Origin of the sequence: Pseudogulbenkiania subflava DSM 22618 (assembly GCF_900177275.1) — a bacterium.
GTDB classification, from domain to species: domain Bacteria; phylum Pseudomonadota; class Gammaproteobacteria; order Burkholderiales; family Chromobacteriaceae; genus Pseudogulbenkiania; species Pseudogulbenkiania subflava.
This window is the reverse complement of sequence record NZ_FXAG01000035.1, coordinates 1-19,275: the sequence shown is the minus strand read 5'-3', so window position 1 is coordinate 19,275 and position 19,275 is coordinate 1. Positions and strand designations below refer to the sequence as shown.

The window sequence follows — 19,275 nt, the reverse complement described above, 5'->3', positions numbered from 1 at the left end:
TTATCCCCCATTACTCGGTGCGTTCCGACGCATTACTCACCCGTTCGCCACTCGTCAGCGGGCCGAAGCCCCTGTTACCGTTCGACTTGCATGTGTAAAGCATGCCGCCAGCGTTCAATCTGAGCCAGGATCAAACTCTTCAGTTCAATCTCATAGCAATTTTTGGCACGCAAGATCAAAGAAATATCGAGATACTTCCTGTCTTGCAGTGCAAGTGTCGGCTTTGCCGAGCACTCACACCTATCGGTTATTCTGTCTGTTAAAGAGCGGTGCTGACTGGGTTGTTTCGTTTGCTTCGTCAGCTGAGGAGGCGAACTATACGCCCCGACCCCACCCCCGTCAACGCCTTTTTGCAGAAAAATGACAGAAAACCGCCGCAATAATTGTAAGCCTTTGATATTAAATACCCTCCTAACCCGCGACGGGCAGAACGACATGGAGGGCAGCACCGAATCAGGCAAGCAGCTCGACACAAATAGCGGTCAGGGTACGCATCAGCAGGACCCTGCTGATGCATGCCGCTCCGATTATGTCGCGCAAGTCGGCTGCGCGAACGGCATCGATTCTGCTAGGCTTGACCCTTTGATTCTATGTACACGCTCACACTCGGGTGGATGACGCTCTATGCTGAAGTTTGACGTTCTTATCATTGGCAGTGGCTTGGCCGGCATGACCTTGGCCTTGCACCTTGCCGAACGCCGCAAGGTGGGCCTGATCACCAAGCGGGATCTGCTGGAGGGTAGTTCCAGCTATGCTCAGGGCGGCATTGCCGCCGTTCTCGATACCGATGATTCGGTACAGGAGCATATTCAGGACACGCTGATCGCCGGCGCCGGCATCTGTAACGAGGAGACGACGCGCTATATTGTCGAACACTCCAAGGAGGCGATCGACTGGCTGATTGCACTGGGGGTGCCCTTCACCAAGGATGAGACGCACGAGACCGGCTACCACCTGACCCGCGAAGGTGGGCACAGCCATCGCCGTATCATTCATGCGGCGGACGCGACCGGCGCGGCGGTGACGACGACGCTGGGACAGAAGATCAAGGCGCATCCGAACATCACACTGCTGGAAGATTACATTGCGATCGACCTGATTACTTCCGCCAAGCTGGGACTGGAAGGACAGCGAGTCTACGGCGCCTACGCCCTGGCCAAGCAGGCCGACGAGGTGGTGACGATTGCGGCGCAGCACACCATTCTGGCGTCCGGCGGCGCCGGCAAGGTGTACCTGTACACCACCAACCCGGATACCGCGACCGGTGACGGCATCGCCATGGGCTGGCGTGCCGGCTGCCGGGTGGGAAATATGGAGTTCATCCAGTTCCATCCGACCTGCCTCTACCACCCGCATAGCAAATCGTTCCTGATTTCCGAGGCGGTGCGTGGTGAAGGCGGTATCCTGCGTCTGCCGGACGGCACCCGCTTCATGCCCAAGCACGACCCGCGTGCAGAACTGGCGCCGCGCGACGTGGTAGCGCGCGCCATCGACTTCGAGATGAAGAAGCATGGCCTGGATTGCGTGCATCTGGATATTTCCTACAAGCCGGCCAGCTTCATCAAGGAGCATTTCCCCAATATCTACGCCCACTGCCTGGAGCTCGGCATCGACATCACCCAGCAGCCGATTCCGGTGGTGCCGGCGGCGCACTACACCTGCGGTGGACTGGTGACCGACCTGAAGGGGCGCACCGACGTCGAGGGCCTGTACGCCGTGGGCGAAGTGGCCTGCACCGGACTGCACGGCGCCAACCGGCTCGCCAGCAATTCGCTGCTGGAATGCATGGTGATCGGCAAGGCAGCGGCAGAGCATATCCTGGCGGCAACGGGCATCTCGTTGCCGGACATCCCGGACTGGGACGACAGCCAGGTGACCGACCCGGACGAGGAAGTGGTGATTTCGCACAACTGGGACGAACTGCGCCGCGCGATGTGGGACTACGTCGGCATTGTCCGCACCAACAAGCGTTTGGAGCGGGCGCTCAACCGCATCAATCTGTTGAGCGTGGAAATCAACGAGTACTACAGCCACTTCCACGTCAGCAACGACCTGATCGAGTTGCGCAACCTGGTGCAGACGGCCGAGCTGATCGTGCGTTCGGCGCTGTTGCGCAAGGAAAGCCGCGGCCTGCACTATAGCCGCGACTACCCCAACACGTTGGCCGAAGGCCAGGAGACGGTGCTGACGCCAAACTGAACGGCGGACAGTGCTCCCTCAGCGAACGGCGCCAGCGGGCGCCGTTTTTTGTTCCCGCTCCAGCGCGGCGAGCGGCAGGGTGAACCAGAACGCGCAGCCGCCGTCGGCGGAGCGCTCGACACCGAACTGTCCACGGTGGAATTCCACGATCGAACGGCAGATGTTGAGGCCGATGCCGAGCCCATCGGGCTTGCTGGAATAGAACGGGGTAAAAAGGTTGCTGCGGATACTGTCGGACAACCCCGGGCCATTATCGGCCACTTCCACGCGCCAATAGCCGGCATCGGCGCCGTAGCGCACCGTCACCTGCGGCCGGCGCGTCTCGGCATCGCGCATGGCCTCGACGGCGTTCTTGATCAGGTTGAGCAGCACCTGTTCGATCAGGACCGGGTCCATTTCCAGACGGCAGACGGATTCGGATGGCTGGAGCAGCAGGCTGACGCCGTGCTTGACCACCATCGGTTCGGCCAGGCCGATGGCACGCCCGACCACCTTGGCGGGGTCGGCCAGCTCAAGCTGCGGCGCATGCTTCTTCACGAAGGCACGGATGCTGTTGACGATCTGCCCGGCGCGGCGCGCCTGTTCGGAGATGGCCTGGATCGCCTCGCGCACGCCCTTGGGCAGTTCGAGATCAGGGGGCAGGCGCCGCTGCAGGCCGGACGAGTAGGTATTGATCGCCGACAGCGGCTGGTTCAGTTCGTGCGCCAGGCTGGAGGCCATCTCGCCCATGGCGATCAGGCGCGAGGTGTTCTGGAAACGTTCCTCCTGGGCGCGTTCGCGTGCTTCGCGCTGGCGCAGCTCGGTGACGTCGGTCAGGATTGATAGCCAGGCCTCCTGGCCGTCGACCCACTCGATGCGGCGCCGATGGATCTGGAACCAGGTGTTGCCGCCATCCGAGGTGAACTCCAGGTGCTGGTTCTCGGCCCCCTCTTCGCCGCCCTCGGGCAGCCTCGGCAGCAACAGGCAGCAGTCGGCATCGGGCTCGTCCTTCATCCACAAATGGCTGAAGGTCGGGTTGGCGTAGAGCAGTTGGCTCCCGCCTTTGTCGGTGACGCACACGCCGGCGTCCAACCCGTTCAGCACGGTGAGGAAGCGCTGGTGCGACGCGTTGAGCGCCAGGCGCTTTTTCTTCAGCTCGGTGATGTCGTACATCGAACAGATCCAGCCGCGCTGGCTGCCATCGCGCTCCACGAGCGGGGTGGCGAAGAGACGGACTTCGAAGGCTTCGCCGTTCTTGGTGACGAAGGGGACCTCGAAACCGTGTTCGGGCTGGAACCCCCGCAACACGGCGGCGATGGTGTCGTGCAGCAAGGGGTATTCGTTGGTGGGCCAGAAGCTGTGCGGCGGCGACTGCCCGACCAGCTCGTTCTCGCCGAAGCCGGACATGGCACAGAACGCCCGGTTGACGCGGACGATCTCGCCGCTCGCGCTCAGCGCCATCAGGCCGCTTTTCATGCTGTCTTCCATCGCCTGGCGCAGGGACATTTCCAGCTCCAACGCACGCTCCGCCGCCGAACGCTCGCGGATGTGGCGCCGAATGCGCCATACCGAGTACAGCAGCGCCAGCACCAGGGTGACCACCGCCACCACCAGCACCGGCAGGGTCAGACCCATCGCACTGCGATACTCCGCTGCGCGCAGGGTCAGCCCGTGGCCGGGAGGGTCGAAACTGATCTGATATTGCAGCGTGCCCGGCTGCTCGGCCTCGTCGAAGCGGCTGGCCAGCACCTTGCCCCCGAGGTCCTGGATACTGATCAGGTACTTGGAAGCGATCCACCATGGCACCTGGTTATACAGCAGCCCCTCCATCTGATAGACCAGACGAATGCCGCCGACGTACTCGCCTTCGACGATGATGGGCACGGCCATGTCGAAGCGGTACTTGCCGTCCCGCCCCCGATAGGCCTCACCGTAGGCCGCCCTCATCAGCTTGCTGGCACGCCACAAGGCATCATGGGCTGCGCCGCTCAGCACGTCGCCGGGCAGGTTGACGCGGCGGGTATCCCACAGCACGCGGCCGCGCGCATCCACCCGCTCCGCTTCGAGCAGCTCGGGGTTCTCGCGCAGCAGCAGGCGGGCGCTCTGCTGGAACTGGTAACCGTTGATGCGCAGCCCCGACACATCGTTGGCGGCATTCTCGGCCCACTCCCGATGCGTTTCCAGGTGCAGCCGCAACGACTGATCGAGCCACAGCACCTCCTGGATGAGGCTGTCTTGCTGCCCTTCCATCCAGTCGCGGTACACCAGGTAGACAATGCCGGACAAGGCCGTGATCAGGGCCAGCAGAGAGCCGACGGTGGTCAGCAGCAGGAAGCGCGGAGAGCGGGATTTGGGCATGGCTCGGGGCAATGACAGAGGGGTAAGGGATTTCCCTAATGCTGAATTCCCCAATGGATCGGGAACGGCTTGCCTTCTACTTTACACCGTAATGACGGCCCGACAACAAGGGCAGCATTCATAAAATCGACGCATCTCATGGAGACACTTTCAATGAAACTGAAAATTGCCGCTCTGGTTATCGGTGCCACCTTCGGCATGACCGGCATGGCCCACGCCGCCGGCCAAATCGTCATCAAGTTCAGCCACGTCGTCGCTCCGGATACCCCGAAGGGCAAGGCGGCCGAATACTTCAAGAAGTTGGCCGAAGAACGCACCAAGGGCAAGGTTTCGGTACAGGTCTACCCGAACAGCCAGCTCTACAAGGACAAGGAAGAACTGGAAGCCCTGCAACTGGGCGCCGTGCAGATGCTGGCCCCCAGCCTGGCCAAGTTCGGCCCGATGGGCGTGAAGGAGTTCGAGGCGTTCGACCTGCCCTACCTGTTCGACAACTATGACGAAGTCCACAAGGTGACCCAGGGCGCGATCGGCCAGCAGCTGTTCAGCAAGCTGGAGAGCAAGGGCATCAAGGGCCTGGCCTACTGGGACAACGGCTTCAAGAACTTCTCGTCCAACAAGCCGATCCGCACCCCGGCCGACCTCAAGGGGACCAAGATCCGCATCCAGGGCTCAAAGGTACTGGAAGAAGAAATGCGCACGCTGGGCGCCCTGCCGCAGGTGATGGCGTTCTCCGAGGTATACCAGGCGCTGCAGACCGGCGTGGTGGACGGCACCGAACTCGAGCCGTCCAACCTCTACACCAGCAAGGCCTATGAAGTGCAGAAGCAACTGACCCTGACCGGGCACGGCTATCTCGGCTACGCCGTGGTGGTGAACAAGAAATTCTGGGACGGCCTGCCGGCGGATGTCCGCACCACCCTGGAAGGTGCCATGAAGGACACCACCAAGTACGAGCTGCAGTTGGCCAAGCAGGATAGCGACAAGGCGATTGCCGCGATCAAGGCCTCCGGCAAGACCCAGGTCTATACCCCGACCCCGGCCGAGAAAGCCGCGTTCAAGAAAACCCTGCAGGTAGTGCACGAGAAGATGGCCGACCGTGTCGGCAAGGATCTGCTCAAGTCGGTAGAAAAAGAAACCGGCTACGTCGCTCCCAAATAACCCTGTCCCCCAAAGCGCCCTGCTCGTCCAGGCAGGGCGCTTTTTTTCTGATCTATCGGGAGATACTCAATGCTGAAAATTCTCGACCATCTCGAGGAATGGCTGATTGCGTTCCTCATGGCCGCAGCTACCCTGGTGACATTTGCCGCCGTTGTGCATCGTTACGGCTCCGGCGTCGCCTTCCTGAACCCCATCTTCAGCCATATCAATATGGCCTGGGCGCAGGAACTGACCATCTATCTGTTCGTGTGGATGGCCAAGTTCGGTGCGGCCTACGGCGTGCGCACCGGCATCCATGTCGGTGTCGACGTGTTGATCAATCGCCTCTCTGACAAGAACCGCGCCAAGTTCATCGTGTTCGGCCTGCTGGCCGGTGCTCTGTTCACCGGCGTGATCGGCACCTTGGGCGCCAACTTCGTCCTTGAAATTGCACAGACCCAGCAGACCTCGTCGGACCTCGAAGCCCCGATGTGGCTGGTCTACCTGGCCATTCCGTGCGGCTCTTATCTGATGTGCTTCCGCTTCCTGCAGGTCGCCTTCAACTTCGTACGGACCGGTGTCCTGCCGAAACACGATCACGGCCACGTGGAAGGGATCGAGGGCGACGAAGACCTCGACAACCTGTACCCGCATGACCTCGCTCACGAGGGCAAACACTACCTCTCGCACGAGGGCAAAAACCAATGAGCACCCTGATCATTTTCGGCCTCTTGCTCACCCTGATGCTGACAGGCATGCCGATTTCCATTTCGCTGGGTCTGACGGTACTGACCTTCCTGTTCACCATGACCGATGTCCCGATCTCTTCGGTGGCGCTGAAGCTGTTCACCGGCATCGAGAAGTTCGAGATCATGGCGATTCCGTTCTTCATTCTTGCGGGCAACTTCCTGATGCATGGAGGTGTCGCCAAGCGGATGATCCATTTCGCCACCACACTGGTGGGCCACTGGTATGGCGGCCTGGGTCTGGCCGGCGTGGTGTCCTGCGCCCTGTTCGCCGCCATTACCGGCTCGTCGGTCGCCACCGTGGTCGCGGTCGGCTCCATCATGCTGCCCGCCATGGTCAAACATGGCTATCCGCAGCGCTTCGGTGCCGGCGTGATCACCACGTCGGGGGCGTTGGGCATTCTGTTCCCGCCGTCCATCAACCTGGTGATGTATTCCATCGCCACGGCCGGCATGCAAGCCACCGGGCCTGACGGAATGCCGGTGTCCACCCCTTCGGTTGGCCAGCTGTTCATGGCAGGTGTCTTGCCCGGCCTGTGCCTGTCTTTCTTGCTGGGCGTGACCACCTGGTATCGAGCTCGCAAAAACAACTACCCGCGCCTGCCCAAGGCCACCTGGGGCGAACGCATCAAGGCCTTCCGTGAAAGCGTGTGGGGGCTGCTGCTGATCGTGCTGGTGATCGGCGGTATCTACAGCGGCATCTTCACTCCGACCGAAGCCGCCGCCATGGCCGCTGTTTACGCCTTCATCATCGCCGTGTTCGTCTACAAGGACATGTCGCTGAAGGACATGCCCAAGGTGCTGATCAACGCCGCCTCGATGAGCTCGATGCTGCTGTACATCATCACCAACGCGGTGCTGTTCTCCTTCCTGATGGCTTCCGAGCAGATTCCGCAGGCCATGGCCTCCTGGATCACGGCGCAAGGCCTGGGCATCGTGGCCTTCCTGATCGTGGTGAATGTGCTGCTACTGGCTGCCGGCAACTTCATGGACCCCGCAGCGATCGTGCTGATCATGGCGCCTATCCTGTACCCGGTAGCGATGAAGCTGGGGGTGAACCCGGTGCACTTCGGCATCTTGATCGCGGTCAACATGGAAGTCGGCCTGTGCCACCCGCCGGTGGGGCTGAACCTGTACGTGGCCTCGGGCATCACAAAGATGGGCATTACCGAACTCACCGTGGCGGTATGGCCATGGCTGTTGACCATGCTGGCGTTCCTGATAGCCATTACCTATATGCCCAGCATCTCGCTGTGGCTGCCTAGAACCCTCGGCATGATGTAAATTGTATTTTGTCTGACAACGCGATGGAGGCCTCTCCATCGCGTATTTGCATGGCGTCACTACATCCCGTTTACAGGGTTAGCCCTAGTGCCCTTATAATGTCGGACCACACGACACGACACACACCCCCTTAAAGATACCTAAGAAAATCAGGAGCTCCCAGATGGATGAGCAATTGCGTCAAAACGCACTCGATTTCCACCAGTTCCCGCAGCCGGGCAAAATTCAGGTTTCTCCGACCAAGCCGCTGGCCACCCAGCGCGATCTGGCCCTGGCCTACTCCCCGGGCGTGGCTGCACCGTGTGACGCGATCGTCGAAGACCCGCTGAACGCCTACAAGTACACCGCGCGCGGCAACCTCGTCGCTGTGATCACCAACGGCACCGCCGTACTGGGCCTGGGCAACATCGGTCCCTTGGCCGGCAAGCCGGTGATGGAAGGCAAGGGGGTGTTGTTCAAGAAATTTGCCGGCGTCGACGTGTTCGACATCGAGCTGAATGAAAACGACCCGGACAAGCTGGTCGACATCATCTGCTCGATGGAGCCGACTTTCGGCGGCATCAACCTGGAAGACATCAAGGCGCCGGAGTGCTTCTACATCGAGAAGAAGTGCCGTGAGCGCATGGGCATCCCGGTGTTCCACGACGACCAGCACGGCACCGCCATCGTGGCCGCTGCCGCCGTGCTGAACTCGCTGCGCTTGGTCAACAAGGATATCTCCAAGGTCCGCGTAGTCGCCTCCGGCGCCGGCGCGGCCGCCATCGCCTGCCTGGAACTGCAGGTGGCGCTGGGTGTGAAACGCGAAAACATCACCGTCTGCGACTCGAAGGGTGTGATCTACGAGGGCCGCGACGAGAAGATGGATGAATCGAAGAAACGTTTCGCCATCAAGGATAACGGTCAGCGCAAACTGGCGGACGCCATGGTCGGCGCCGACATCTTCATGGGCCTGTCCGGTCCCAAGCTGGTGACCCAGGAGATGGTGAAGTCGATGGCGGCTCACCCGGTGATCCTGGCGATGGCCAACCCGGAACCGGAAATCCTGCCGCCGCTGGTGAAGGAAGTCCGCCCGGACGCCATCATCGGCACCGGCCGTTCCGATTATCCGAACCAGGTCAACAACGTCCTGTGCTTCCCGTTCATCTTCCGCGGTGCGCTGGACGTCGGCGCAACCACCATCAACGAAGAGATGAAGCTCGCCACCGTGCGCGCCATCGCTGACCTGGCCATGGCCGAGCAGAGCGACGTGGTGGCTTCGGCCTATGGTGACCAGGAACTGTCCTTCGGCCCGGAATACGTGATTCCGAAGCCATTCGATCCGCGCCTGATCGTCAAGATCGCCCCGGCCGTGGCCAAGGCGGCCATGGACTCCGGCGTGGCCACCCGCCCGATCGCCGACTTCGACGCCTACGTCGAGCAGCTGGCCCAGTTCGTCTACAAGACCAACCTGTTCATGAAGCCGGTGTTCTCGCAGGCCAAGACCGACAAGAAGCGCGTGGTGCTGGCCGAAGGCGAAGACGAACGCGTGCTGCACGCCACCCAGGAAATCGTGTCGCAGGGTCTGGCCTTCCCGATCCTGATCGGCCGTCCCTCGGTGATCGAGAAGCGTATCGAACGTCTCGGCCTGAAGATGACCCCGGGCAAGGACTTCGAGCTGGTCAACAACGAATCCGACCCGCGCTTCAACGAGTACTGGAAAGAGTACTACCAGCTGATGAAGCGCAAGGGTGTGAGCCAGGAACAGGCTCGTCGCCGCGTGATCGGCAACACCACGCTGATCGGCGCGCTGATGGTGCGTCGCGGCGAGGCCGATGCGCTGATCTGCGGTACCTACGGTGCCTACCGTCAGCACTTCGAGATCGTCGAGAACGTGCTGGGCTACGCCAACCAGAAGAAAGTGGCCGGTGCGATGAACGCGCTGATGCTGCCGACCGGCAACATCTTCATCACCGACACCTACGTCAACCCGAACCCGACCGCCGAGCAACTGGCCGAGATCACCGCCATGGCGGCCGAATCGGTGAAGCGCTTCGGTATCGCGCCGAAGGTGGCTCTGCTGTCCAACTCCAGCTTCGGCACCAGCGGCATCGAATCGGCCGGCAAGATGCGCGAGGCGCTGGCGCTGATCCAGGAGGCTCAGCCGGAACTGGAAGTGGACGGCGAAATGCAGGGTGACGCGGCGCTGGTCGAGGCCATCCGCCACCAGGCCATGCCGGACAGCACGCTCAAGGGTGCGGCCAACCTGCTGGTGATGCCGAACGTGGAAGCCGCCAACATCTCGTACAACCTGTTGCGCGTGTCGGCGTCGGATGGCGTGACCATCGGCCCGATCCTGATGGGTATGTCGAAGCCGGTCCACATCCTGACCCAGATCTCGTCGGTACGCCGCATCGTCAACATGGTGGCCCTGGCTGCCGTGGATGCGCAGGCGGCCTGCAAGAACTAATCGGGTTCAACTGGCTTATACTGAACGGGCGACGTGATGTCGCCCGTTTTTTGTTTCTGTCATTAGAACCTGTTCATGGTCTTGCTGCGCGTCCCTGATCGGGACTCATGCGCGGCGCGGAATCCTCATGGACCACTTGTCCATTCCGGTTCCTGTGCTGCTCTTCACCCCACAGGGGGCCGCTCGCGCCAGACCCCGAACAGGTTCGTCCAAGGAGCCCCCATGAGCGCCGACTTCAATCCTGCCGACCCCTTCGCCATGTTCCGCCAATTCTGGCAGAACGCCGCCCCCTCCTCCGCCCAGCCCTTCATGCCACCGCTGACCGAAGAGGAGATCGACCGCAAGATGGCCGAGCTGCGTGTGGTGGAAGGCTGGCTGACGATGAATCTGGGCATGCTGGCGATGCAGATCAAGGCGCTGGAGATGCAGAAGGCCGGACTGGCCGCGATGAAGCCGAAGGATCACTGAGCGCACCGGGCTGGCCGCGCTTTCGGCCAACCTGGAGCGCGCGCGGCGATGGTGCCGCGCCCCGGCAAGCGCCCATTCCAGAAAGCATGAGAAACGAGAACGCGAAGACAAGTCGGCCGGGCCGCAGACCGTACCAATAGCACGGCACGCGCTCGCGGAGCGAATCTCTGCATGCAAATCCATCGCTGAGCCAATCAAAGATTGGCACGCAGTCAGCGGCAACACTGCCGACAAAGTTGTCGTTTATCAGGTGAACTGGAATAAAATGCCAGGATGAATCCTCCCCGTTTCGTCCACCTGCGACTCCACTCCGAATTCTCCGTCTACGACGGCATCGTGCGTCTGGACGACGCCGTCAAGCGCGCCAAGAAGCACGGCATGCCGGCCATCGGCATGTCCGACCTGATGAACCTGTTCGGCATGGTCAAGTTCTACAAGGCCTGCCGCGGCAACGGCATCAAGCCCATCGTCTCGGTCGATGCGCTGATCAGCAACGACGACGACCGCGACAAGCCCGCCCGCCTGCTGCTCACCGCCAAGAACCGCGCCGGCTACCTGCGGCTGTGCGACCTGCTGACGCAGGCGGTGCTGCACAACCAGTACCGCGGCCGTGCCGAACTCAAGCGCGAGTGGCTGGAGAGCGGCGACAACAGCCAGCTGATCTGCCTCTCCGGCGCGCATCTGGGCGATGTCGGCATGGCGCTCGCCAACGGCCAGCGCGACGTGGCGGAGCGGCGTGCGCGCTACTGGGCCGAGCTGTTCCCGGACAACTTCTATCTGGAAGTGCAGCGCCTCGACAACCCACAGATCGAGAGCGTGGTGCAGCAGACCTTGTGGCTGGCCGGCGAAACCGGGCTGCCGGTGGTGGCGACGCACCCTATCCAGTTCATGGATGCCGACGACTTCAAGGCGCACGAGGCGCGGGTGTGCATCGCCGAGGGCTACACCCTGGGCGACAAGCGCCGGCCGAAGAACTTTGCCGAATGCCAGTCGTTCCTGTCGCCGGAGGAGATGATCGAGCGCTTCCACGACATTCCGGAAGCGCTAGAGAACTCGGTGGAAATCGCGCGCCGCTGCAACATCACGGTGCAGCTGGGCAAGAACTACCTGCCGGACTTCCCCACTCCCGAAGGCATGACGCTGGACGACTACCTGGTCCACCTCTCCAAGGAGGGCCTGGAAAAGCGGCTGGAGAAGCTCTACCCCGACCCGGCGGTGCGCGCCGCCGAGCGCCCGCGCTACGACGAACGCCTGAAGATCGAGTGTGACACCATCATCCAGATGGGCTTCCCCGGCTACTTCCTGATCGTGGCCGACTTTATCGTCTGGGCCAAGAACAACGGCTGCCCGGTGGGCCCGGGACGAGGTTCCGGTGCCGGTTCGCTGGTAGCCTTCTCGCTCGGCATCACCGACATCGACCCGCTGGCCTACGCGCTGCTGTTCGAGCGCTTCCTGAACCCGGAACGGGTGTCGATGCCTGACTTCGACGTCGACTTCTGCCAGGACAACCGCTACCGCGTCATCGAGTACGTGCGCCAGAAGTACGGCGCCGAGGCGGTGAGCCAGATCGCCACCTTCGGCACCATGGCGGCCAAGGCCGTGGTGCGCGATGTCGGCCGTGTGCTCGACCTGCCCTACATGTTCTGCGACGGCGTCTCCAAGCTGATCCCGGCGGCGCCGGGCAAGCAGTACTCGCTCGACGACGCAGTCGAGATGGAGCCGATTCTGAAAGAACGGCTGGAGAACGAGGAAGAGCTACGCGAGCTGTGGGAGCTGGCGAAGAAGCTGGAAGGCCTGACGCGCGGCATCGGCATGCACGCTGGCGGTGTGCTGATCGCGCCGGGCAAGATCACCGACTTCTGCCCGGTGTACCAGGCGGCGGGCGACGATGCCGTGCCGGTCTCGATGCTGGACAAGGACGACGTCGAGCAGATCGGCCTGGTGAAGTTCGACTTCCTGGGCCTGCGCAACCTGACCATTATCGAACTGGCGGTCAAGTACATCAAGGCACTCGACCCGGCCTTCGACACCGACCTTAACCTGCTCGAGTTCACCGACCCGGCCGCCTACCAGATCCTGCAGAAGGCCAACACCACGGCGGTGTTCCAGCTTGAATCGGACGGCATGAAGCGGCTCCTGGAAAAGCTCAAACCCGACCGTTTCGAAGACATCATCGCCGTGCTGGCGCTCTACCGCCCGGGCCCGCTCGGTTCCGGCATGGTGGACGACTTCATCCTGCGTAAGGCCGGCAAGCAGGAGGTGGACTACTTCCACCCCGACCTGCAGGCCTGTCTCGACCCGACCTATGGCGTGATCGTGTATCAGGAACAGGTGATGCAGATCTCGCAGATCATCGGCGGCTACACGCTGGGCGGCGCCGACATGCTGCGCCGCGCGATGGGCAAGAAGAAGCCGGAGGAAATGGCGGAACACCGCGGCAAGATCGCCGAGGGCGCCAAGATCAAGGGCTATGACCCGGCCCTGGCCGAGATGCTGTTCGACCTGATGGCGAAGTTCGCCGAGTACGGCTTCAACAAGTCGCATACGGCCGCCTACGCCGTGGTGTCGTACCAGACCGCCTGGCTCAAGGCGCACCACTGCGCCGCGTTCATGGCCGCCACCATGTCGTCGGAACTGGACAACACCGACCAGCTCAAGGTGTTCTATGACGACTCGATCGCCAACAAGCTGAAGTTCCTGCCGCCGGACGTCAACGAGAGCTTCTACCGCTTCGTGCCGGTGGACCGCCAGCATATCCGCTACGCGCTGGGCGCGGTCAAGGGCACCGGCGAGGCGGCGGTGGATCATATCGTCGCGGTGCGCCAGGAGGGGGGGCCGTTCACCGACCTGTTCGATTTCTGCCGCCGCACCGACAAGCGCACCGTCAACAAGCGCACCATCGAATCGCTGATCCGCGCCGGAGCCTTCGATGCGATCGAACCCAACCGCGCCAAGCTGTTCGCCAACGTCGGCCTCGCCATGGAGGCGGCCGAGCAGGAAGCCGCCAACGCCAACCAGGGCGGGCTGTTCGACATGTTCGACGCCGACAGCGCGCCGACCGTGGAGATGGTCGAGGTCAAACCGTGGCCGCCGGCGGTGCAGTTGGCCGAAGAAAAGCTCGCCATCGGCTACTACCTGTCCGGCCACCCGTTCTCGGCCTATGAGAAGGAGGTGCGCGGCTTCATCAAGACCCCGCTGTCGCGCATCACGCCGCGCAAGGAGCCGCAGCTGATCGCCGGCTTCGTCACCGGCCTGCGCACCAAGGTCGGCAACCGCGGCAAGATGGCGTTCATCCAGCTCGACGACGGCAGCGCCAAGCGCGAGGTCAGCGTGTTCTCGGAAAGCTTCGACGCCAACCGCGCCAAGCTGCGCGAAGACACGGTGCTGGTGGTTGAGGGCAAGGTCAGCGAGGACAGTTTCAACGGCGGCCTGAGGATCATCGCCGACAAGATCTACGAGCTGGGCGAGGCGCGCAGCCGCTACGCCCGCAGCCTGGCGCTGCAGATCAACGGCAACGCCGACGTAGCGCGGCTGCGCACCACGCTGAGCCCGTTCCGCAGCGAAGACGCCGGCTGCCCGGTGCGGCTGAGCTACAACAACGGACTGGCCAGGGGCGACCTGCTGCTGCCGCCGGAATGGGGGGTGCGTCTGGACGACGGACTGCTGCTGGCGTTGCAGGACTGGCTGGGGGACAAGGCGGTGAAGGTGCTGTGGTAAGAGCCTATCCCATTAGGCGACTACGCCTTCGCATCTTGAGTGCTGGCGGTGCTCGGAATCCTCATGGACTCGAGCAGGCGGTGAAGGTGCTGTGGTAAGCCAGTGAATGCGCTCTTCGGCCAACGTTGGCCGAAGCACGACAAAAAGCCGGGTGGTCACGACCACCCGGCTTTTTGTTGCCATGACGTCGCCGTCCCCGCAAGCGTCGTCGTCCACCGGAACTCAGACCAGGCCGGTGGCCTTCAGCTCGGCCTTGAGGTAGGCGTAATAGATCGGCGCCGCGATCACGCCGGGGAGGCCGAACACCGCCTCCAGCACAATCATCGCCAGCAGGATTTCCCAGGAGCGCGCCTGGATGCGCGAGCCGACGATGCGGGCGTTGAGGAAATATTCCAGCTTGTGGATCGCCACCAGGAAGACCAGCGCCGCCACTGCCAACCCCAGTGATTGCGACATGGCCACCACCACGATCATGGTATTGGAGATCAGGTTGCCGATCACCGGCAACAGCCCGACCAGGAAGGTGATGGCGATCAGGGTCTTGGTCAGCGGCAGCGGGGTGCCGGCCAAGGGCAAGGCCACCCCCAGGAACAACCAGGTCAGGAAGGCGTTGAGCGCGGCAATGCGCACCTGGGCGAACACCACCTTGCGGAACGAGGCCGCGAGGCCGGCCGCCCGGCGCACCAGCGCCAGCGCCAGCGGCCCGCTGCGGTCGCGGTGCAGCGACTCGGACAGCGCCACCATCGCCCCGATCACCATGCCGATCAGCACCAGTACCGCGCCCCGCCCGGCGGCCCCGCCGACCAGGCGCAGCTCCTCGAGATGCTGGGTCAGCCAACGGCTCACCATGTTCTTCAGCTCGTCGCTGTTGTTCGGCAAATGCTCGGCCAGCCAGCCCGGCAGTTGCTGGCGCAGCAGCACCGCGATTTCACCCGATTTCTGCAGGATGGCCGGCACCGCCCCGGTCTCGCCGTGGAAGATCGACATCACGCCGAACGAGAAGCCGACCAGCAGCAGGATGATGAGAATGGACAGCAGCAGCACCGCCACGGCGCGGGCGCGATGCCCAGCCATGCGGTTGAGATGCGCCTGAGACGCCGCCAGCGCCACCAGCTCGTGCACCAGCAAGCCGGCAATCAGGGCGGCCAGCAAGTGAAACTGCAGCACGACATACAACGTCGTGCCGGCCAGCAGGTAGCTGGCCAGCTCGACGGGGTCGGTTCGGTTCAAACTATTGGGCATGCCGTCCTCTGCGGTCGTTACCCGCCAGGAATAGCGGGCGAAAATGACCGCAGTATGTCGCGGGAGCGGGAAGAAACACAATGGGGTGCGAGCGGAAACGGCGGAAGCGCACAGCTCCAGCACGGAAGAGCCGACGACGCAGAGCGGCACCGCCCGCGCTCATGGCCGGCGATACACCCCGATCAGCTGCGCCTCGCCCAGCACATGGCCCTGCAGCGCCTGCTCCAGCCGATGCTTGGCGGGATGCCCCAGATCCGGCAGGACCGTGTCGAGGGCGTAGAGCTTGAAGAAATAGCGGTGCTGCCCGATCGGCGGACACGGCCCGCCCCAGCCGGTGCGCTGCCAGTCGTTCAACCCTTGGCCGACCTGCGGCGGCAGATGCTGCGAGGCGCCTTCGGCCAACTCGTGGCGATCCGGCGGCAGGTTGTACAGCACCCAATGCACCCAGGTCATCTTCGGCGCCGCCGGGTCCGGTGCGTCCGGATCGTCGACAATCAGCACGAACGAGCGCGTGCCGGCGGGTGCACCCTGCCACGCCAGCGGCGGCGAGACATCCACCCCATCGCAGGTATAACGTGCCGGCACGCTCGCCCCCGGCGCAAACGCCGGGGAGGTCAGTTGCAGTCCCATCGCCCCTACCTCCATCGCCACGCCGGCCAGAGCGGCCAGCCACACTCCCCGGCACGTCATGCCGCCTCCTTGCCCCACAACACTGCCTTAGTAGAGTTGTAGCACCCCGAAGACAGAATCAGCGAGAAGGCGACACGTACCGCTGGGCTCCGGCATCACGGCAATGGGTTGGTATCGACATGCTTCAGTAGCGTGGTCATATCCAGCCCGGTCACTCCTTGCAGCACCACCAGATCCTGCATGTGATACAGCGAGCCGGCGCCATCGCGGTCGATGCTGACCACGGTGTTGCCGTCCACCTCGCGCAGGCTGAGGAACTGTGTTGCCTCAGCGGGGTTGTAACCGGCCAGCAACTCACCGATGTGCAGCACATCGCCCCCGTCACGGACGTCGAAATCGGTGATCTGATCCACCGCCCCGGCGTCGCTCTTCAGGAACATGAAGGTATCGCTGCCTGCACCGCCCGTGAGCGTATCGCTGCCCGCCCCGCCGACGATGACGTCGTTGCCGGCCGTCCCGGTCAGCACATCGTTGCCGGCACCGCCCAGCACGACGCCACTGTCAGCGGCATGGCTGATGACTTGCGTGCTGCCGTTCTGCCCCGCCACGAGTTGGAAGTCGCCGGTGGAATACTGGCCCACCAGGGTCACCAGCACGCTATGCACTCCGTCGCTCACTTCCAGCACCCCAGCGGTCCCGGCGGCGTTGGCGGTGTAGGCGCCATGTGTTCCGGAACCGAAGGTAACATCCCCCAAGGCCAAGCTGTCGCCGTTCTCCATGCCGACCACTGTTCCCGAGAACTCGCCTGCGTGGCCCAGCGCCAGCATACCGCTGGCACCGTCGGAAAAACCGACGTTGACGTCGGATGCCGCGCCAAACTCGATCAGGCCGCTGCCGCTGATCAAGGCGCTACCATGGCCGCTGACGTCCTGCTGCAACGTCATGGCGCCACCATTCGCCCACAGGCTGCCCGAGTTATCCAGCGCGCTAGCCACCAACAGTCCGCCACTACCGCTGGCCTCCAGCAGGCCGCTGTTGCTGACGGTATTGCTGCCGGTGTCTATCACCAGCGCATGGCTACCGTCGGCGACGATCGTTCCGTGGTTGACCAGCGTCATCTGCCCGGCACCGATCTGCCCGGCGCCACTGATGGTGTTGTCCACGTTCACCAGCGTGGCGCTGGCGGCACCACCGAAGATGATGTTCTGGCTACTATCGGACAGCACGACCTTTCCGCCGCCTTGCACCGTGGCGCTTTCGACCAGAACCTCGAGATTGGTCTCGCTGCCGGTGGAGCCCAGCACGATCGTGCCACTGTTATCTACCACCCCGCCCAAGGGCAGGATCGCCCCGTCGGCAATCATCATGGTGCCGCTGTTGACCATGTGCGGCTCTTCGTTGAACACGAAGTTGCCCGCCCCCAGGGCCGCAGCATCGACCCCCAGCACCGTGATCGTCTGTCCCGCCCCGGTGGTGATCACCGTGTTGCCGTTGGCGTCGTTGGTAATCACCAGATCGGCGAAGCCACTGATGCCGGTAAAGCCGATCAGGTCGATCTTGTCGGCAGCAGCGTCGAAGTTGTGGATGGTGTCATGGGCTATTGGCTGAGCGAACACAAACAGGTCGTGTCCCGACGAACCGGTAAGGTGATCGTCGGCCGACACGGCGAAGATCGGCGAACCGGGGGCGTAGGCTTCGACATTGTCGGCAACGTACATCGAACCAGTCGTTCCGTCTGCGTTGATCCAGCTCATGCTGATGCCGAGCACCACGGCGCCGGCGAAGTCGGCCGGGGTGGTAACGGCCAACGAACTGGGGTTGCTGGTCTGCACGGTCCATGTGCCGTCACCGTTGTTGGTTCCGGCGTTCAGAACCCACCCCAACGGAACGCCAGCTACCGTGATGGTAACAACTTGACTCGGATCCGAATGCGGTTCAGGAAGAGCCAAGTTGATGGGCTCACCCGCTACGCCTGCGGGGAAGGGTCCAAAGCTCCCTCCTCCGCCAGTATTACCAGCCAAGTCCGTATAGCTACTAGCAATGACATCAACCTTGACTGCACCGTTAGCGGTTCTTGTCAAAGTTGCCGTCCACGTATCGCCATCAATCTGTGTGATGTTGCTAAGGGACCCTCGTGTCACCGTGACGTCCGAAATAACACTCGGGTCGAAACCGGTAACTGCCTCGGAGAACTGGAAGGTGACCATCGAGGTCGAGGTAGGGTTAACCGTATTGCCCAAGGCGGTGCTTGTCACAGTCACCGTCGGCGCGATGGTGTCGGCGGCCGTCACCGTGATGTTGGCGGTATCCGTAGCGGTTGAAAACGCTGCCGCGTTGCCATTGGTGGCAGTGTCCACCTTGCTGCCTGCGGTACCGCTGGTCTGATCCCATGCGCGGAAGGTGATTGCGTTGGTAACAGTGCCCGCAGTGGTGGACTGATAGTAAACGCGAGTATTCGCATCTGCCGCGAGTAACAAGGCTTGAGCGTTGGATACGGTTCCAACCGTCAACCACGAGGTACCCCCATTGGTGGAGTAGTACCACGTACCACCTCCCGACGTCCCCGTAAGAGCGATGCCAAGCAAAGCACCGGAATCAGCATCAGTAACGTTGTCGACCTGACCTGAAGGACTTGCAAAATCAACCAGTGCCGAAACTAACGTACCGACGGCGCCAGTGGGCGCACCAGTACTCGAACCGACAGAACTCAGCACTGGCGACTTGCTCGCGTCGAGCACCGGCGCGTCGTTGGTGCCGGTGATGGTCACGTCGATGGTGCGATCCACCGTGCCGCCGTGGCCGTCGTCCAGCGTGAGGGTGAAGTGCTCGACCTTGGTCTCGTCCTTGCCCAGGTATTCCGCCGCCGATGCCGCCACGCTGTAATTCCACGTGATGACCCCGCCCGTCCCGCTACCCGTGGTGTCGGTGGTGACGCTGGCCGTCAGGCTGCCCAGCGCCCCCGTCGAGGCGGTGATGGTCGGGCTGATGCTGTGCGTGTCGCTCAGATCGACGTCGCTGAAGCCGATGGTGCCGCTGTCGGTGAGGTTGCCCACCGGCGTCACCTGTTCG

At 62.8% G+C, this 19,275-nt stretch carries 11 protein-coding genes and 1 rRNA gene; 7 read left to right on the top strand and 5 right to left on the bottom strand.

What is annotated here, in order from left to right; genetic code table 11:
- Nucleotides 1-146, bottom strand: a 16S ribosomal RNA gene (locus B9N72_RS20070); the annotation flags it as partial.
- Between the two features lie 478 nt (nucleotides 147-624).
- Between B9N72_RS20070 and nadB the strand changes: the two genes are divergently transcribed.
- Nucleotides 625-2,199 (top strand): L-aspartate oxidase, encoded by a 1,575-nt coding sequence (gene nadB, locus B9N72_RS20065; RefSeq protein WP_085277941.1) that lies wholly within the window; start codon nucleotides 625-627, stop codon nucleotides 2,197-2,199.
- 18 nt (nucleotides 2,200-2,217) lie between these two features.
- On the opposite strand, the gene B9N72_RS20060 is transcribed toward nadB, so the two are convergent.
- Entirely contained in the window at nucleotides 2,218-4,536 is a 2,319-nt protein-coding gene (locus tag B9N72_RS20060; protein WP_085277940.1) for a PAS domain S-box protein, read from the bottom strand.
- 153 nt (nucleotides 4,537-4,689) lie between these two features.
- On the opposite strand from B9N72_RS20060, the gene B9N72_RS20055 reads away from it, so the two are divergent.
- From B9N72_RS20055 to dnaE, 6 genes are all read left to right on the top strand, one after another.
- Nucleotides 4,690-5,694 (top strand): TRAP transporter substrate-binding protein, encoded by a 1,005-nt coding sequence (locus B9N72_RS20055; protein ID WP_085277939.1) that lies wholly within the window; start codon nucleotides 4,690-4,692, stop codon nucleotides 5,692-5,694.
- A 69-nt stretch (nucleotides 5,695-5,763) separates the two neighbouring features.
- The gene (locus B9N72_RS20050) at nucleotides 5,764-6,381 is read left to right on the top strand and encodes a TRAP transporter small permease (RefSeq protein ID WP_085277938.1); all 618 of its coding nucleotides are present in this window, start codon (nucleotides 5,764-5,766) and stop codon (nucleotides 6,379-6,381) included.
- The gene (locus B9N72_RS20045) at nucleotides 6,378-7,703 is read left to right on the top strand and encodes a TRAP transporter large permease (protein ID WP_085277937.1); all 1,326 of its coding nucleotides are present in this window, start codon (nucleotides 6,378-6,380) and stop codon (nucleotides 7,701-7,703) included. Before B9N72_RS20050 ends, B9N72_RS20045 begins: the two co-directional genes overlap by 4 nt.
- Nucleotides 7,704-7,866: 163 nt before the next feature.
- Nucleotides 7,867-10,149, top strand: a complete 2,283-nt coding sequence (locus B9N72_RS20040; RefSeq protein ID WP_085277936.1) for an NADP-dependent malic enzyme — start codon at nucleotides 7,867-7,869, stop codon at nucleotides 10,147-10,149.
- Between the two features lie 222 nt (nucleotides 10,150-10,371).
- Entirely contained in the window at nucleotides 10,372-10,617 is a 246-nt protein-coding gene (locus tag B9N72_RS20035; RefSeq protein ID WP_085277935.1) for a PhaM family polyhydroxyalkanoate granule multifunctional regulatory protein, read from the top strand.
- Nucleotides 10,618-10,890: 273 nt separating this feature from the next.
- Nucleotides 10,891-14,334, top strand: coding sequence for a DNA polymerase III subunit alpha (dnaE, locus tag B9N72_RS20030; RefSeq protein WP_085277934.1), 3,444 nt, complete (start codon nucleotides 10,891-10,893; stop codon nucleotides 14,332-14,334).
- 222 nt (nucleotides 14,335-14,556) lie between these two features.
- Here dnaE and B9N72_RS20025 read toward each other — a convergent pair whose 3' ends face one another.
- The 3 genes from B9N72_RS20025 to B9N72_RS21285 form a co-directional block, all read right to left on the bottom strand.
- Nucleotides 14,557-15,576 carry an AI-2E family transporter gene (locus B9N72_RS20025; RefSeq protein ID WP_085277933.1) on the bottom strand — a complete coding sequence of 340 codons (1,020 nt, stop codon included), beginning with the start codon at nucleotides 15,574-15,576 and terminating at the stop codon, nucleotides 14,557-14,559.
- Between the two features lie 159 nt (nucleotides 15,577-15,735).
- The gene (locus tag B9N72_RS20020; protein ID WP_234986075.1) at nucleotides 15,736-16,266 is read right to left on the bottom strand and encodes a YbhB/YbcL family Raf kinase inhibitor-like protein; all 531 of its coding nucleotides are present in this window, start codon (nucleotides 16,264-16,266) and stop codon (nucleotides 15,736-15,738) included.
- Between the two features lie 95 nt (nucleotides 16,267-16,361).
- Complete coding sequence (locus tag B9N72_RS21285) at nucleotides 16,362-19,259, bottom strand: Ig-like domain-containing protein (protein ID WP_234986073.1); 2,898 nt, start codon at nucleotides 19,257-19,259, stop codon at nucleotides 16,362-16,364.
- Between the last annotated feature and the right edge of the window lie 16 nt (nucleotides 19,260-19,275).

Excerpts from the sequence above, each read along its gene's own strand:
- nadB (WP_085277941.1), top strand. The coding sequence starts at position 625 with ATGCTGAAGTTTGACGTTCTTATCATTGGCAGTGGCTTGGCCGGCATG.
- B9N72_RS20050 (WP_085277938.1), top strand. The coding sequence starts at position 5,764 with ATGCTGAAAATTCTCGACCATCTCGAGGAATGGCTGATTGCGTTCCTC.
- B9N72_RS20020 (WP_234986075.1), bottom strand. The coding sequence starts at position 16,266 with ATGACGTGCCGGGGAGTGTGGCTGGCCGCTCTGGCCGGCGTGGCGATG.
- B9N72_RS20060 (WP_085277940.1), bottom strand. The coding sequence starts at position 4,536 with ATGCCCAAATCCCGCTCTCCGCGCTTCCTGCTGCTGACCACCGTCGGC.
- B9N72_RS20055 (WP_085277939.1), top strand. The coding sequence starts at position 4,690 with ATGAAACTGAAAATTGCCGCTCTGGTTATCGGTGCCACCTTCGGCATG.
- B9N72_RS20040 (WP_085277936.1), top strand. The coding sequence starts at position 7,867 with ATGGATGAGCAATTGCGTCAAAACGCACTCGATTTCCACCAGTTCCCG.
- B9N72_RS20045 (WP_085277937.1), top strand. The coding sequence starts at position 6,378 with ATGAGCACCCTGATCATTTTCGGCCTCTTGCTCACCCTGATGCTGACA.
- dnaE (WP_085277934.1), top strand. The coding sequence starts at position 10,891 with ATGAATCCTCCCCGTTTCGTCCACCTGCGACTCCACTCCGAATTCTCC.
- B9N72_RS20035 (WP_085277935.1), top strand. The coding sequence starts at position 10,372 with ATGAGCGCCGACTTCAATCCTGCCGACCCCTTCGCCATGTTCCGCCAA.
- B9N72_RS20025 (WP_085277933.1), bottom strand. The coding sequence starts at position 15,576 with ATGCCCAATAGTTTGAACCGAACCGACCCCGTCGAGCTGGCCAGCTAC.